At 63.1% G+C, this 15,594-nt stretch carries 14 protein-coding genes; 13 read left to right on the top strand and 1 reads right to left on the bottom strand.

Features of this window, described 5'->3' with window-relative positions:
- The first annotated feature begins 38 nt into the window (after positions 1-38).
- The 13 genes from rpsJ to ET524_RS11895 all read left to right on the top strand — a co-directional run bounded on the left by rpsJ (position 39) and on the right by ET524_RS11895 (position 14,536).
- Positions 39-347 (top strand): 30S ribosomal protein S10, encoded by a 309-nt coding sequence (gene rpsJ, locus ET524_RS01730; protein WP_042433704.1) that lies wholly within the window; start codon positions 39-41, stop codon positions 345-347.
- A gap of 13 nt (positions 348-360) precedes the next feature.
- Positions 361-981, top strand: coding sequence for a 50S ribosomal protein L3 (gene rplC / locus ET524_RS01725; protein WP_129423083.1), 621 nt, complete (start codon positions 361-363; stop codon positions 979-981).
- A 31-nt stretch (positions 982-1,012) separates the two neighbouring features.
- Entirely contained in the window at positions 1,013-1,639 is a 627-nt protein-coding gene (gene rplD, locus ET524_RS01720) for a 50S ribosomal protein L4 (protein ID WP_129423082.1), read from the top strand.
- Complete coding sequence (gene rplW, locus ET524_RS01715) at positions 1,639-1,926, top strand: 50S ribosomal protein L23 (protein ID WP_129423081.1); 288 nt, start codon at positions 1,639-1,641, stop codon at positions 1,924-1,926. Before rplD ends, rplW begins: the two co-directional genes overlap by 1 nt.
- A gap of 112 nt (positions 1,927-2,038) precedes the next feature.
- Positions 2,039-2,740 (top strand): ABC transporter ATP-binding protein, encoded by a 702-nt coding sequence (locus ET524_RS01710; protein ID WP_129423080.1) that lies wholly within the window; start codon positions 2,039-2,041, stop codon positions 2,738-2,740.
- A 3-nt stretch (positions 2,741-2,743) separates the two neighbouring features.
- On the top strand, positions 2,744-6,037 hold the full coding sequence (locus ET524_RS01705) for an FtsX-like permease family protein (protein WP_129423079.1): 3,294 nt from the start codon (positions 2,744-2,746) through the stop codon (positions 6,035-6,037).
- Positions 6,038-6,307: 270 nt separating this feature from the next.
- On the top strand, positions 6,308-7,612 hold the full coding sequence (locus tag ET524_RS01700) for a trigger factor (RefSeq protein ID WP_129423078.1): 1,305 nt from the start codon (positions 6,308-6,310) through the stop codon (positions 7,610-7,612).
- A 271-nt stretch (positions 7,613-7,883) separates the two neighbouring features.
- Positions 7,884-8,357 carry a 50S ribosomal protein L31 gene (gene rpmE / locus ET524_RS01695; protein ID WP_129423077.1) on the top strand — a complete coding sequence of 158 codons (474 nt, stop codon included), beginning with the start codon at positions 7,884-7,886 and terminating at the stop codon, positions 8,355-8,357.
- 86 nt (positions 8,358-8,443) lie between these two features.
- Positions 8,444-9,682 carry a carboxylate--amine ligase gene (locus tag ET524_RS01690; RefSeq protein ID WP_201738600.1) on the top strand — a complete coding sequence of 413 codons (1,239 nt, stop codon included), beginning with the start codon at positions 8,444-8,446 and terminating at the stop codon, positions 9,680-9,682.
- Between the two features lie 23 nt (positions 9,683-9,705).
- Positions 9,706-10,440, top strand: a complete 735-nt coding sequence (gene cuyB / locus ET524_RS01685) for a cysteate racemase (protein WP_161566576.1) — start codon at positions 9,706-9,708, stop codon at positions 10,438-10,440.
- An 18-nt stretch (positions 10,441-10,458) separates the two neighbouring features.
- On the top strand, positions 10,459-12,327 hold the full coding sequence (asnB, locus tag ET524_RS01680) for an asparagine synthase (glutamine-hydrolyzing) (RefSeq protein ID WP_129423075.1): 1,869 nt from the start codon (positions 10,459-10,461) through the stop codon (positions 12,325-12,327).
- Positions 12,328-12,435: 108 nt separating this feature from the next.
- Positions 12,436-13,653 carry a murein hydrolase activator EnvC family protein gene (locus ET524_RS01675; RefSeq protein WP_129423074.1) on the top strand — a complete coding sequence of 406 codons (1,218 nt, stop codon included), beginning with the start codon at positions 12,436-12,438 and terminating at the stop codon, positions 13,651-13,653.
- Between the two features lie 205 nt (positions 13,654-13,858).
- Positions 13,859-14,536: a flavin reductase gene (locus ET524_RS11895; protein ID WP_129423073.1), complete on the top strand. Its 678-nt coding sequence runs from the start codon at positions 13,859-13,861 to the stop codon at positions 14,534-14,536.
- 171 nt (positions 14,537-14,707) lie between these two features.
- Here ET524_RS11895 and ET524_RS01665 read toward each other — a convergent pair whose 3' ends face one another.
- Complete coding sequence (locus ET524_RS01665; RefSeq protein WP_129423072.1) at positions 14,708-15,592, bottom strand: NAD(+)/NADH kinase; 885 nt, start codon at positions 15,590-15,592, stop codon at positions 14,708-14,710.
- Positions 15,593-15,594 lie beyond the last annotated feature (2 nt).

The following is a 15,594-nucleotide window of genomic DNA, read 5'->3' as shown; positions in this document are numbered from 1 at the left end:
GGCGTCGCTCGTCCGAAAGCTTAACGGAGGAAATGAAAGTGGCTAATCAGAAGATTCGCATCCGCCTCAAGGGATACGATCATGAGATCGTGGACCAGTCCACGAAGCTCATCGTCGATACCGCTCAGAAGACGGGTGCCAAGGTGTCCGGTCCCATCCCGCTGCCGACGGAGCGCAACCTGTTCACCGTCGTCAAGGGCCCCCATGTGGACAAGGATTCGCGCGAGCAGTTCGAGATGCGCACTCACAAGCGCCTGATCGACATCCTCGAGCCCACCCCGAACACGGTGGACTCCCTGATGCGTCTGGATCTCCCTGCCGGCGTCGACATCGAGATCAAGCTGTAAGGGGTGTCAACGAATGATTAACGCAATTTATGGTAAGAAAATCGGCATGACCCAGATCTTCAACGAGGAGGACAAGCTCATCCCCGTGACCGTGATCCAGGCCGAGCCGAACACGGTGTGCCAGGTCAAGACGAAGGCCACCGACGGCTACGAGGCTGTGCAGCTGGGCTTTGGCGCCATCAAGGCGAAGAAGGTTAACAAGCCCATGGGCGGCCATTTCGCCAAGCAGGGCGTCGAGCCGACCCGCTATCTGCGTGAGGTTCGCGTCGAGGACGCTGCCGAGTACAAGCCGGGCGACCAGCAGACCGTGGCGGCTTTCGCCGACGTGAAGAAGGTCGACGTCACCGGTACTTCCAAGGGTAAGGGCTTCGCCGGCGTTATGAAGCGCTACGGCTTCGCCGGTGGTCCGGGTGGCCATGGTGCTCACTTCCATCGTGCTCCCGGTTCCGTGGGCATGTGCGCCACGCCTTCCCGCGTGCTGAAGGGCCTGCGCATGCCTGGTCACATGGGCTGCGACACGGTTACCGTGAAGAACCTGACCGTCATGCGCGTCGACGAGGAGCAGAACCTGATCCTGGTCAAGGGCGCCATCCCCGGCGGCAAGAACGGCATCGTGCGCGTGCGCATGGCGTAACCTGGACTATCTATAAGGAGTTTCTACTACCATGACGACTATCGAGATCAAGGACGCAAGCGGTAAGAAGGCCGGCGACGCCGAGCTTTCCGCTTCCGTGTTCGGCATCGAGCCGAACGTGCCCGTCATGCACCAGGTTGTGCGCGCTCAGCGTGCGTCTTGGCGTGCCGGCACCAGCAACACCCTTACCCGCGGCAACGTCCGCGGCGGCGGCAAGAAGCCGTGGCGCCAGAAGGGCACCGGTCGTGCCCGCCAGGGCTCCATCCGCTCCCCTCAGTGGCGCGGCGGCGGCACCGTGTTCGGTCCGCATCCCCGCAGCTACGCCTTCCGCGTGAACAACAAGGAAGTCAAGCTGGCCATGCGCTCCGCTCTGTCCGCGAAGCTGGCCGACGGCCAGTTCACCGTGGTGGACGGCTTCAACTTCGAGAAGCCCCGCACGAAGGACGCCAAGGCGTTCATCCAGGCCATGGGCTTTGAGGGTCAGCGCACCACGCTCGTCATCGGCAACGAGGACGTCACCACGTGGCTGTCCTTCCGCAACCTGGAGAAGGTCAACGTTCTGCCCGTCGCCGAGGCCAACACCTACGAGCTGCTCGACAACAAGCAGCTGGTGTTCACCGCCGAGGCCCTGAAGCGCATCGAGGAGGTGCTCGCATAATGAAGGATCCCCGCGAGGTCATCATCCGTCCTATCGTGACGGAGCACAGCTACGACCAGATGGAGAACAACGTGTACACCTTCGAGGTGGCCAAGGACTCCAACAAGGTTGAGATCCGCCAGGCTATCGAGGCCATCTTCAACGTCTCCGTGGTCAAGGTGAACACCCTCAACGTCAAGCCGAAGCCGAAGCGCGTTCGCTACCAGAAGGGTCTGACCCGTACCTGGAAGAAGGCTATGGTCACACTCAAGGAAGGCGATACCATCGAGCTGTTCGGCGCTAACTAAGCTGCCGTTGGCTGAAGCTTTACGCTTAACTTGATAAGCGCCCCGGAACCCCCGGGGCGCTTTTTTGTATAATCAGCTATAAACACAGCTGGCGAATGAACGGGTGGGTGCCATGGCGTTCGTAGAATTCAATGATGTGCGCAAGGTCTACAAGATGGGCGAGGTCGAGGTGGCCGCCGCCGACGGCATGACGTTTTCGTGCGAACGCGGCGAGTTCGTGGTGGTGGTAGGGCCTTCGGGCGCCGGCAAAACCACGTTGCTGAACATGCTTGGCGGCATGGACTCGTGCACCTCGGGCTCTATCGTGCTTGACGGGCGCGAAATCAGCACGTTCAACGAGAAGCAGCTGACGCAGTACCGCCGGCTTGACATTGGATTCGTGTTCCAGTTCTACAACCTGGTGCAAAACCTCACGGCGCTTGAGAACGTTGAGCTGGCAAGCCAGATCTGCCCGCACCCGCTTGACGCGGCCGAAGTGCTTGCGCAGGTGGGCCTGGCGCATCGCATGGACAACTTCCCGGCGCAGCTTTCCGGCGGCGAACAGCAGCGCGTGGCCATCGCGCGCGCGTTGGCGAAAAACCCCAAGCTGCTGCTAGCCGACGAACCCACCGGCGCGCTTGACTTCAAAACGGGCAAGGCCATCTTGAAGCTTCTGCAAGACACGTGCCTCAACACGGGGAAGACGGTGGTGCTTATCACGCACAACTCTGCGTTCGCAGCTATTGCCGACCGCGTCATCCATGTGCGCGAAGGCCGGGTGGCCAGCATGCAGGTGAACCCGCATCCCGCTTCGGCCGAAACGCTGGAGTGGTAGGGCATGCGCGCGTTTTCGAAAGAGGTGCTGCGCTCCATCACGAAATCGTGGGGGCGCTTTCTGGCCATCGCCGTTATGGCAGCGCTTGGCTGTGGGTTCTATGCCGGCCTGCGCATGACGGGGCCCGACATGCGCCTGGCGGGCGAGCAGTACTACGACGCCACGAACCTGTGCGATGTGCGCGTGGTGGGCTCGCTGGGCCTGACGGATTCCGAAATCGATCAGGTTCGCGCGGTCGACGGCGTGTCGGGCGTTATGCCAGCTTACGAGGCGGACGCCATCTCGTCGGTGGACGGCGTGCAGTACACGCTGCGCTACCATTCGCTTGATATGGACGCCGCGCGCGCAAGTACGTGCGACGACGGGCTGCACGTGCAATCTTCTGATAACGACTACATCAATCGGCCCATCCTGGTTTCGGGCACTTGGCCTGAAACGGATAGCGAATGCCTGCTGTCCGCCGACACCGTGTCGTCGAACGACGTGCGCATCGGCGACACCGTCGAGCTTATTGAGGGCACTGCCGATCTTGACGACGTGTTCGCCGTGAAGCGCTTCACCGTCACTGGGTTCGTGCGCTCGTCGTACTACACGTGCTCCACGAACACGGGCTCGACATCGCTGGGTTCGGGTGAGCTGACGTCGTACGTGTACGTGGCACCCGGCGCGTTCAGTGCTGATTACCCTTATACGGAAGCGTTCGTCACCGTTGACGGCGCGAAGGACCAGCAGTGGTCAAGCGACGCCTATCAGCAACGCGTCGACGAGGTGCAGCAGCGCCTGAACGAGATTGCAGGCGACTTGTCCGCGTCCCGTATCGCGGGGTTGCAGGAAACCGCGCAGCGCGAACTTGACGACAAGCGCGCCGAGTTCGAGGACCAGAAACGCGATGCCGAAGCCCAGCTTGACGATGCGCAGGCCCAGCTAGACGACGCGCGCGGGCAGCTTGACGATGCGGCGGCCCAGCTGTCCAGCGCCGCCGCGCAGCTTTCCAGCAGCCAGGCCCAGCTTGATGCGGGCGCGCAGCAGCTGGCCGATGGGCGCGCGCAGCAGGAAAGCGGCCAGCAGCAGCTTGACGCCCAGCGTGCGCAAGCGCAGCAATCGCTGGCGCAGGCCCAGGCGCAGCTTGACGAAGCCCAGACGCAGTACAACGCCGCCATGGCGCAGCGCAGCCAGCTAGAAGTGCAGCTTGAGCAGGCGCGCGCCGCGCAGCTGGCCGACGTGGCCGCGCAGCTTGAGGCGGCCATCGCGCAGATCGATGCGCAAACGGCCGGTGTTCCCGACCAGTTGGCCGCCGGGCAGGCCGAACTTGACGCCCAACGCGCCCAAGCGCAGGCCCAGCTGTCTGCCGCGCAAGCCCAGCTTGATAGCGCGCAGCAGCAGCTTGACGTCGCCGCGGCGCAGCTGGCCTCGGGCCGCCAGCAATACGCGGCGGGCCAGCAAAGCTATGAGCAGGGCCGCGCGGAATACGAAAGCGGCCTGGCGGAATATCAGGATGGGCAAGCGCAGCTTGACGAGCGCCGCGCCGATGCGCAGGCCCAGTTCGCCGACGCCGAAGCGCAGCTGGCAAGCGCGCAGGCTGATATCGACGCCATCGCCGACAAAGACGCCAGCGTGTACGTGCTTGACCGCACGAAGAACCTTGGCGCTGAAAGCTTCCGCTCCGATGCCGGGCGCATCGACCAGATAGCCCAGGTGTTCCCGTTCATGTTCTTCCTGGTGGCGGCCCTGGTTTCGCTGACCACCATGACGCGTATGGTCGAGGAGGAGCGCGTGCTCATCGGCACGTTCAAAGCGCTGGGCTATTCGGGCGCGCGCATCACGTCGAAATACCTCATCTACGCCGTGGTGGCTTCAGGCGCCGGCGCCGTGGTGGGCATCGCGCTGCTCAGCCAGTTCCTGCCGTGGTTCATCATGAAGGCGTACTCCATCATGTACCAGGTGCCGTGCGCGCCGACGCCCATCGATTCGGGCATCGCGGCTGCGGCGGCCGGTCTGGGCGTGGGCATCACCGTGGCGGCCACATGGTTCGCGGCGGCGGCCACGCTGCGCGAGGGCCCCGCGTCGCTGATGCTGCCGCGCGCGCCGAAAGCGGGCAAGCGCATCCTGCTTGAGCGCATCCGCCCGCTGTGGCGCCGCATGTCGTTTAGCTGGAAGGTCACGGCGCGCAACCTGTTCCGCTACAAGCGGCGCTTCTTCATGGCAACCGTGGGCATTGCAGGCTGCACGGCGCTGCTGCTGACGGGTCTGGGCCTGCAAAACGCCATCAACGACATCATCGATAAGCAGTACGGCGAGATCTATCACTTCAACACCATCGTGCGTATGGACCCTGAAGCTAGCCAGGACGCCAAGGACAACCTGGCCGCGGTGGTGGACGGCGAAACCGACGCGTTCACGTGGGTGTCCACGGGCAACGATATCGCAGTCGCGCCCGACACGGGCACCGAGCATCGCGTGGAGTTCGTGGTGGCCCAAGACGCCGCAGCGCTGCAGCAGTTCGTCACCATGCGCACGCGCGTGGGGCAAACGCCGCTGCAGCTTGACGGCGAAGGGGCCATCATCAGCGAAAAGCTGGCGCGCCAGCTTGGCGTGGCCGTGGGCGACACCGTGCAGCTGTACGACGAGGACGACATCGGCAACCTGGTGGGACAGCCGTACGATGTGCGCGTAGCCGGCATCATGGAGAACTACGTCAGTCAGTACGCGTACGTTACGGCGCAGGTATACCAGGACATGATGGGCAGCTCGCCCAGCTTCTCCACCGTGTATGCCAGTCTGCCCGACGGCGCCGACCGCGATGCGTTCTCGGACGATACGCTGGCGCTTGACGACGTGAAAACGGTCACGTACAACGACGAGACGATCGACAGCTACCGCACCATGCTGAAAACGGTCGACAGCGTGGTGGTGGTGCTGGTGGTGGCCGCGGCGCTGCTGGCGTTCGTGGTGCTGTACAACCTCACGAACATCAACATCACCGAGCGAGCTCGCGAAATCGCCACGCTTAAGGTGCTCGGCTTCACGCCGCGCGAAGTGGACGCCTACATCTTCCGCGAAACCATGCTGCTTTCCGTCATCGGCGCCGTGGTGGGCATGCTGCTCGGCGTCGTCATGGAGGGCTTCGTCATCACCACGGCCGAAGTGGACCAGGTCATGTTCGGCCGCGACATCCACGCCGCCAGCTTCGTCATCGCGTTCGCGCTCACGCTGCTGTTCTCGCTTATCGTGGCGGTGGCCATGCGCAAGAAGCTGCGCCGCATCAACATGGTGGAAAGCCTGAAGTCCAACGAATAGGGAAGGGCGCGCGGAATGCTCTGCGCCCTGAGCGCGGCAGGATCCGTTTGGCACGCGCGTCGCAGTGTGCGTGCGCAAGCCAGGCGGCCAGACGTGCGGCAGGCCGCGAACCGCCTTCGCCGCGCCAGGCGCGCGCATGGGGCGGGCCGCGCGCATCGGGCTGTGCGCGCCCCGCACGCTTGCATACCGCTCGAAAGGCCCGCGTTGCGCTTCGCGCGCTTGCGTTACAATACCGCTCAGTGCGTTTTTACAATCAGAAGGGGATTCCCAATGAAGGTTACCGAAAAGAAGCTTGCTGACGGCCGCTACGAGCTGACGGCCGTTGCCGCCACGGCCGAGGTGGCGCAGGCGTTCAACGTGGCCCACTACTCGTTTTTGGCGAACATGGGCGTGCAGGTCGGCCCGGGCCAGACGCCCGAGAAGGTGGCCGAGGAAGAGCTTGGCATCGTGAACCTGGACATGGTGTCGCAGCAGCTTGCCGTCGACTACCTGGTGCCGTTCGCCGTGGACAAGCGCAACCTGTGCCCGGCCTATCCGCCCAAGCCCATCCTTGAGGGCAACATGATCAAGCGTGGCGAAACGTTCGAGTTCAAGCTGCGCGTCACGCCGAAGCCCGAGTACGAGCTGACCAGCTACGACCCGGTCACCATCACCGTGCCGGCGTTCAAGTTCGACGAGGCGCAGGTCGACCAGCAGGTGCGCCAGGTGCTCGAAAGCTACGCCACGTACGTGCGCTGCGACCCGCATCCGCTTGGCGAGAACGACGCCGCGCGCATCAAAGTGGAAGCCGTGCAGGGCGGCCAGCCGCACAAGTACCTGTCCACCGAGGGCCGCACGTACATCATGGGCATGAACCTTCTGCCCGAAGGCTTCGAGAAGAGCCTCATCGGCATGACCGAGGGCGACACGAAGACGTTCAGCTTCGACGTGCCGGGCGCTGAAGAGGGCGCCGAGCCTATCGAGTGCACCGTCACCGTGCTGGAGTGCCAGTGCAAGGAAGTGCCCGAGCTTACCGACGAATGGGTGACGAAGAACATCCCCATGGTGCGCGACGCTGCCGCGCTGCGCGGCTCCATCCGCGAAAGCCTGCTTGCCGAGCAGCAGGCGCAGTACCGTGAGATGCAGCTGTCCCTGGCCGCCGACGAGCTGGGCAGCCGCTTTACGGGCAAGATCGACGACGAGGTCTACGAGGCCATGCGCGAGACGCTCATGCAGAACGTGAAGGGCTCGCTGGCGCAGCAGGGAGTGCAGTTCGACGAGTTCGTGGCCATGCAGGGCGGCATCCAGCAGTTCAGCATGATGCTCATGGTGCAGGCGCGCCAGATGCTCGTGCAGGGCTACTCGCTTGACGCGCTGTTCCGCCACGAGAACATGGACCTTACCGACGAGGACATCCTGGCCGCATGCCGCGCCATGAACCCCGCCGACCCCACCACTGTGCGTCGCCAGATGGAGGGCAACGGCCAGGGCTTCGTGCTGCGCGAAACGGCCGGCCGCCTGAAGGCGAACCGCTGGCTGCTCGAGCACGCCAACGTCGTCGTCGAAGGCCAGCAGCCCGCGCCTGCCGCCGAATAGCGCCCGCAAGCGGGACAAAGGGACAGTCCCTTTGTCCCGCTTTCTGTTGACAAATGGTAGGAATCGCCCGATGTCGCCAGGCTTCGAAGGTTGGGCAGACGCAGGGGGAGAGCGAAGCTTTCTTCGCTCGCATTCCACAACCGTTGCAATAGCGTAGAACCTGTGAACGCCGCGCTTGGCTCTGGCCGGGCGCGGCGTTCGGTGTTATTATGCAAAGGCTTGTCTTCCGCCTTGGTCGGAAACCAAGGCACGGTAAAAGGAGTACCAGACTATGAAACAAGGAATCCATCCGGAGTACGTGGAGTGCACCGTCAAGTGCAGCTGCGGCAACACGTTCACCACTCGTTCTACGAAGCCTGAGCTGAAGATCGACATCTGCAACGTGTGCCACCCGTTCTACACCGGCCAGCAGCGCTTCGTCGACACCGGCGGACGCGTCCAGCGCTTCGCCGACAAGTTCGGCGCCGCTAAGGAGCAGGTGGCTGCTCGCGAGGCCGCCAAGAAGGCCGAGCGCGCCGCTAAGGCTGCTGAGCTCGAGGCCGCCAAGAAGGCCGAGCGCGAGGCTAAGGCCGCCGCTAAGGCCAAGCGTGCTGAAGAGTACGCCAAGAAGGCTGCCGCCGAGGCTGAGAAGGCTGCCGAGCTCGAGGCTGCTACCGCTGCCGCTGCTGAGGCCGAAGCCGCTCCCGAGGCTACCGCTGCCGACGAGGCTGCTGTCGACGCCCTGGTCGAGAACGCTGCCGAATAGCGTACCTCACGCAATAGCGACTGTGTAACGAGAGCCCGGTTTTCCGGGCTCTCGTTCGATTATCAACCGATTAAAGAGGTATTCACGTGGCAACAAACGATTTCCTGCCCGTTTTGCTTGGCGGCGACGCCAACGCGTACGGTATGGCACGTTCGTTTTACGAAGAATTCGGAACCGCTTCGCGCGCCATCGGCAAGGGCGCGTTCCACATCTGCCAGCACAGCAAGATCCTGACGTTCGACGTCACCGAGCCCGACCTTGAGGACGACGACGTGTTCACGCGCACGCTGCTTGACTACGCGGCCGCCCACAAGGGGCAAACGCTGGTGCTGGTGCCGTGCGGCGACAACTACACGAAGATGCTCGTGCGCAACCAGGACAAGCTGCGCGACGCGTATCGCTTCAACATCATGTCGCCCGACCAGTTCGCGCTGCTGTCCACGAAGGAGCGCTTCTACGACACGTGCGTGAAGTTCGGCCTTGAATTCCCGAAAACGTGCGAGGTCACGCCTGAGACGGCCGCCGGCTTCGAGCCGCCGTTCGAATACCCTGTGGTGGTGAAGCCCTCGAACAGCGTTGCGTACTGGAACTGCAACTATCCGGGCAAGAAGAAGGTGTTCGTCGTGCAGAACGCCGACGAGATGCGCCGCATCCTGGCGGGCGTGTACTCGGAAACGTCCACGTACCGCGACGCCATGATTGTGCAGGACTTCGTGCCGGGCGACGACACGTGCATGCGCGTGATGAACTGCTACTCGGACGCCCACGGCAAGGTGAAGATGATGGCGCTTGGCGACGTGCTGCTTGAAGAGCACACGCCCGAGGGCATCGGCAGCTACGGCGCCATCATGACGGGCTACAACGCCGACATCAACGAGCGAATCAAGGGTTTCCTTGAAGAGATAGGCTACGTAGGATTCTCGAACTTCGATTTGAAGTACGATAAGCGCGACGGCTCGTTCAAGCTGTTCGAGATCAACCCGCGCCAGGGCCGTTCAAGTTATTTCACCACGGCTTCGAACAAGAATCTGGCGCGCTACCTGGTGCGCGACGTGGTGTACGGCGAAGATAGGCCGCTTGACGTCGCCACGCTTGACGACGAAGTGCTGTGGACCATGATCCCGCTCGACGTCATCCGCACCTACGTTTCCGATCCCGAAGCCTTGGCACGCGCCGAGCGGCTCATCCGCGCGGGGAAGGTGCGCACGTCGTACTGGAGCCCGCAGGACAAGTCGCTGGCCCGCTGGATCAGCTACCAGGTCAACCAGCGGAATTATCGCAAGCAATATGCGGCGTGCTTCGGCCACCGCGGCATAGACGACTAGCGTCTGTGCGGGAAGGGGGGCGCGTGGATACGCGCAAACTCGGCATCATCGGCGGTCTTGGACCGGCGGCAACCGTTCGGCTGTTCCAGCGCATCGTGGAGCTGACGGATGTGGCGCGCGACCAGGACCACCTAGACATCACCATCTTGAACCGCCCGCAGATACCCGATCGCACGGCGTATCTGCTCGGACGGTCCGGCGCCCCCTCGTTTATCCCGGTCATGCAGCAGGCTGCGCGCGATTTGGAGCAGGCAGGTTGCGAAGTGGTGTGCACGCCGTGCAACACGGCCCATTCGCGCTACGACGAAATCTCCGGCGTGCTTGAGCGCGCGTCGTTTCTGCACATGCCGCGCGAAACGGCCGCGTTCGCGAAAAGCCTCGGCTGCACGCGCGTCGGCGTCATGGCCACCGACGGCGCGCTTGCCGCCGGCGTGTACCAGGATGCGTTCGCCCGCGAAGGGCTTGGCTTCGAACAGCCTTCCGAAGCTGCCCAGCGCATCGTCATGAGCATCATCTACGACGAGGTGAAGGCGGGCCGCCCCGTCGACTTCGATCGGTTCCAGGTGGTGTGCGCGGGCTTTTTGGAGCGCGGTTGCGACGGCATCGTGCTTGGGTGCACGGAGCTGTCGTGCATCGGCGCCCCCGTGCACGTCATGGGCATGACCGTCATCGACGCGCTCGACGTGCTGGCGTGGCGCTGCGTGCAGGAGTGCGGCGCACCGGCAAAAGATCTTGCAGCGGCCGTTTCGAAACGATAGCAAGGGAGCTTTCAAACCATGTGCGGTTTCACCGGTTTCATCAACAACACCCCCGGCATCGACGCCCAGCGCGTCATCGAGCTGATGGGCGATCGCATCCGCCATCGCGGGCCCGACGACGCCACGTACTACGTCGATGACGACGTGGCGCTTGCGCACCGCCGCCTGTCCATCATCGACCTTGAGGGCGGCCGCCAGCCCATGTTCAACGAAGACGGCAACCTCGTCATCGTGTTCAACGGCGAAATCTACAACTATCAAGAGCTGCGCGAGGAACTGGTGGCCGCTGGCCACGTGTTTGCCACGCATAGCGACACCGAAACCATCCTGCATGGCTTCGAGCAGTGGGGCCGCGGCGTGCTCGACCGCCTGCGCGGCATGTTCGCGTTCGCCATCTGGGACAAGCGCGAAAAGAAGCTGTTCGGCGCGCGCGACATCTTCGGCATTAAACCGTATTACTACTATCGTGCCGGCTCCACGTTCCTGTTTGGCTCCGAGATCAAAAGCTTCCTGGACCATCCGGCGTTCAAGAAGTCCGTGGTGCGCGAGCGCATCCCCGACTACCTGTCCTACGAATACCTGCCCGACAACAAGACGCTGTTCCGCGACGTGTTCAAGCTTATGCCCGGCAGCTGGTTCGAGTGGACGGCCGACAGCTTCGTGACCGAGCGCTACTACGACTACACGTTCAAGCCCGACGAAAGCCTGACGCTTGAGCAGTGGGCCGACCGCATCGAGGACGTGTTCACGAAGTCGGTGGACGCGCATATGATCGCCGACGTCGAGGTGGGCGGCTTCCTGTCGTCGGGCGTCGACTCCAGCTACGCGGTGGAGCGCGCGTATTCGGCCGGTACGAATATCCGCACGTTCTCCGTGGGCTACGAGGAGGAGCAGTACAGCGAGTTGTCGTACGCGCAAAGCTTCTCGGAGGAGCTGGGCGTGGAAAACATCGCGAACAAGATTTCGGCCGACGACTTCTTCGACGCCATGCCCGACATCCAGTACTACATGGACGAGCCGTTGCCGAACCCGGCTGAAAACCCGCTGTACTTCTTGGCCGAGAACGCGGCGAAGCACGTGAAGGTGGTGCTTTCGGGCGAAGGTGCCGACGAGCTATTCGGCGGCTACCCGAATTACCTGGCCGAAGACCACTTGGGCCGCTACTGCGAGCGCGTCCCGCGCGGCGTGCGCAAGGTTGCGGGCGCCGTTGCCGGCGCGCTGCCGGCGGTGAAGGGCAAGCACTTCCTCACGCACGGCGCTATGGAGCCGTGGGAGCGCTTCAGCCGAGCCGACTACGTGTTTGAAAACGAGGACCGCCAGCAGTACCTGCGCGACAAGATCACAGGCCCCACGCCGCAGGAGGGCTCCAAGCCCTACTTCGACCACGTGGCCGGCCTTGACGCCGTGTCGCAGCTGCAGTACGTCGACATGCAAACGTGGATGGCGTTCGACATCTTGCTGAAGGCCGACCGCATGTCCATGGCGCACTCGCTTGAGCTGCGCGTGCCGTTTTTGGACCGCGAGGTGCTTGAGCTGGCCCTTACCATTCCGGCACGCTACCGCGTGGCCAACGATGAGTCGAAAGTGGCGCTGCGCCGCGCGGCGGCCCGTCATCTGCCCGAGCGCGTGTACAACAAGGAGAAGCTCGGCTTCCCCTCGCCGTTGGCCGTGTGGCTGCGCGACGACAAGTTCTACAATCGCGTGAAAGACGCGTTCGAAGGCCCGGTGGCGCAGGAGTTCTTCGTGCCGGAAAAGCTGATGGAGCTGCTTGACGAGCACAAGTCCGGGCGCGTGTCGAACATGCAGAAGATCTGGTCGTTCTACACGTTCATCGTTTGGTACGAGGAGTTCTTCGGCGAAGGCGAGCGCGCGCAGTGCCGCGCGTAGTTCCCATGGAATAGGTTTGGAGCGCATAGGGGCCTTCGGGCCCCTTTTGCTATAGTTGAATGGCAACTTTGTACCCATAGCTTTCTCAAACCACGCAAAGGTGTGTGCATGCTTGATTTCACGCAACGGGTTTCCCGTTTTTCCCTGTCCGTCGTCGTTGCTGCGTCGCTGGCGTTTGCGCCGGTAGCGGGCGCGAACACGGCGTTCGCGGCCGAGTCCGACGACCTTACGGCGCAGGCCGATGAGCTGGCTGCGTCCTCGGTGGCCAAGCAGGCCGAAGCCGATACGCTTGCCCAGAAAATCGACGGGCTCCAAACGAACCTCAACGACGCGCAGCAGCGTTACAACACCGCCATGCAGCAGCATGACGAGGCGCAGGCCGCTGCCGACGACGCCCGGCAACGCAAAGAGGCTGCCGATGATCGCACGGCGCAGCTGCAGGAGCGCCTTGGCGGGCGCGCCGTGGACATGTACAAATCTGGCGGCAGCATGTCGTTTCTGGGCGTGCTCATGGGCGTGTCGTCGTTCGACGACTTCGTGAACATGTGGGACACGCTGCAGCGCATCGCGCAGCAGGACGCCAACCTGATCGACGAATCGAAGCAGGTTCGCACGGAAGCGGCCGAGGCCCAGGCAAGCTTCGAGGAACAGTCGCAGATCGCGGCTGACGAGATGACGGCAGCCCAGGCCGCCAAAGACGAGATCGAGGCCACGAAATCCACCATGGAAACCGAGCTTGCGAAGGTGACGGAGGAAGTTGCCTTGCTGCAAGGCCAGGAAGAGTCCGTGCGCTTGTCGGCCGAAGAGGCGAAGCAGCGCGAGGAAGAGGCCGCGCGCGTGGCTGCCAGCTATTCGGCATCGGCCGGCATCAATGATTATTCGGGCGGCGGCAGCTATTCGGATAGCGGCAACAGCTACACCGGTGGCGGTGGCGGCACGTCCGCCATCGGCGGCTGGGTGAATCCGTGCCCAAGCTACTACGGCGTCACCTGCGAGTTCGGCTATTCGCCCATCACCGGTTCGCACAACGGCATCGACCTTGGCGCCGCGTCGGGCGCGCCTATCTTGGCGGCCGGCCCGGGCACGGTCACGTACGTGGGCTGGTACGGCACGGGCGGCAACGCCGTCATCATCTCGCACGGCAACGGCATGCGCACCATCTACATGCACCAAAGCCAAACGGCGGCAACGGTGGGGCAAACCGTCAACGCCGGCGACGTCATCGGCTACGTGGGCACCACGGGCTTGTCAACCGGCCCGCACTTGCACTTCCAGATCGAGATCAACGGTTCGCCGGTCAATCCGCGCAACTACTACAGCTTCTAGCAAAAAGGCGGCTTCGGGCCGCCTTTTTTGTGCTGCGCGCTCATTGGCTGGTCGACGGGCGTGCAACGGTTCGTCAACGGTACCGTTGCACGGCGGTATTCGACCGCACAATAGGTAAAGAAGGCCGCAGGCGCTACAGCAGCTTGATTCTCTATCAAGAATTAGTATCATTAAGGAAGCAAATCGAAAAGACAGGGGGCATCTGATGATCGACAAATCCGCGTTCCATAGCCTAAGCTACGGCATGTACGTTATCGGCACGCACGCGCAAAACCGCGATTTCGGCTGCGTGGTGAACACGTTTGCCCAGGTCACGTCTTCGCCCATGCAGGTGAGCGTTGCGCTGAACAAGGAAAACGCCACCACGGTGGCCGTGCGCGAGGCAGGGCGCTTCACGGCATCGTGCTTGTCCGAAGACGCCACCATGGAGCTTATCGGCACGTTCGGGTTCCACACGTCAACCGAACTCGACAAGTTCGCGCAGCACGCCAGCGCGCGCGATGCGGCCGGCATGCCCTATGTGGCCGAGCAGGTGTGCGCCACGTTCTCTGCGAAGGTGGTTACCGAGTTGGACCTGGGCACGCATGTGCTGTTCATCGGCGAAGTGGACGAGGCACACAAGGTCGAAGGCGCGGCCGAAGCCATGACGTATGCGTTCTATCACCAGGTCAAGGGCGGTAAAACCCCGCCGAAGGCTTCCAGCTATTTGGGCGAAGAGGCGCCCGCACCGGTTGCTGCGGCAAGCGGCGCAGGCGCTGCGCCGAAGGTTGCCTGGCGCTGCACCATCTGCGGCCACATGGAATACGTCGATGAGCTGCCCGACGATTTCGTGTGCCCCATCTGCGGCGTCGGCAAGGAATTCTTCGAGCGCGTGGAACTGTAAAATCGCAGGTTAAATAACGTCAGCGAGCGGGCCTCAGGTGCGTCGAATTGCCCTGCCGCAGCATCAGGCATATTGTGGTACGCGCCGTATGCTGCACAAGGGGCAAGGCGGCGTGCCTGGGGCCCGCACAGCGTCGAGTAAATCCGCTTGCCGTCAGGCAAGCGGAACCATCTAGAAGAATACTTTCGCGGCGTGATTGTAGAAGCCTTCGTCTTTGTAGCGCAACAGGGTGGTGGCAACGGGCCCGCGGCGCACGTACAGGCGGCGAAGCGGTCGGTCAAGCTCCACCAATTCACCGTCGATGAACAGCGTGGCGTCGCGGCCGTCAGCGTTTTCGGACAAGTCCATCTCTATGACGTCGGACGGGCTTGTTACCACGGCGCGCGAATGCAGCGTGTGCGGCGCGATGGGCACGGCCACCAAGCCGGTGAATCCGGGCGCCACCAAAGGTCCGCCGGCCGAAAGCGCATAGGCCGTCGAACCGGTGGCACTTGCCACCACCAGCCCGTCGCCGCGCATCGTGGCCAGGTGCGACCCTGAAACGTCCAGCCCGAAGTCGATGATGCGACCGTTCGCCCCGCGCGTCACGGCCACTTCGTTCAGCGCGAAGAACTCGCGCGGTTCATCGGCGTCGTCTCCTTCAACATCGTTGAACGGGTCCGCTTCGCCTTCACATACCACGTGGATGGACAGGTTTGTGCGCGCCTCTTCGGTGGCGTCGCCTGCAAGCGCGGCTGTCAGCGGCTCCATGACGCCTGACTCGTTCGGATTGGCTAGAAAGCCCAGTCGTCCGTAGTTGATGCCCAGGATGGGCGTGCCGTGAAATCCCACCTGGCGCGCCGTGCGCAGGATGGTGCCGTCGCCGCCAAGGGCAACCGCCATGTCCACGCCGTGGTCGAACAGCGCGGAAAGCTCGGGTGCGGCCAGAGGGCTTGCCAACTTCGACGAGTCGACCACGGTGTAGTCGATTCCTTGTGTGGCCAGGTACGTTACCAGCAAAAGCGATGCGTCTTGCGCCTGCGAGTTGGAGTTATTACGCACGATAAGGATGTGCATGC

This window comes from Senegalimassilia faecalis, from assembly GCF_004135645.1.
In the GTDB taxonomy this organism is placed as follows: domain Bacteria; phylum Actinomycetota; class Coriobacteriia; order Coriobacteriales; family Eggerthellaceae; genus Senegalimassilia; species Senegalimassilia faecalis.
This window is presented reverse-complemented; position numbering and strand designations above follow the sequence as displayed.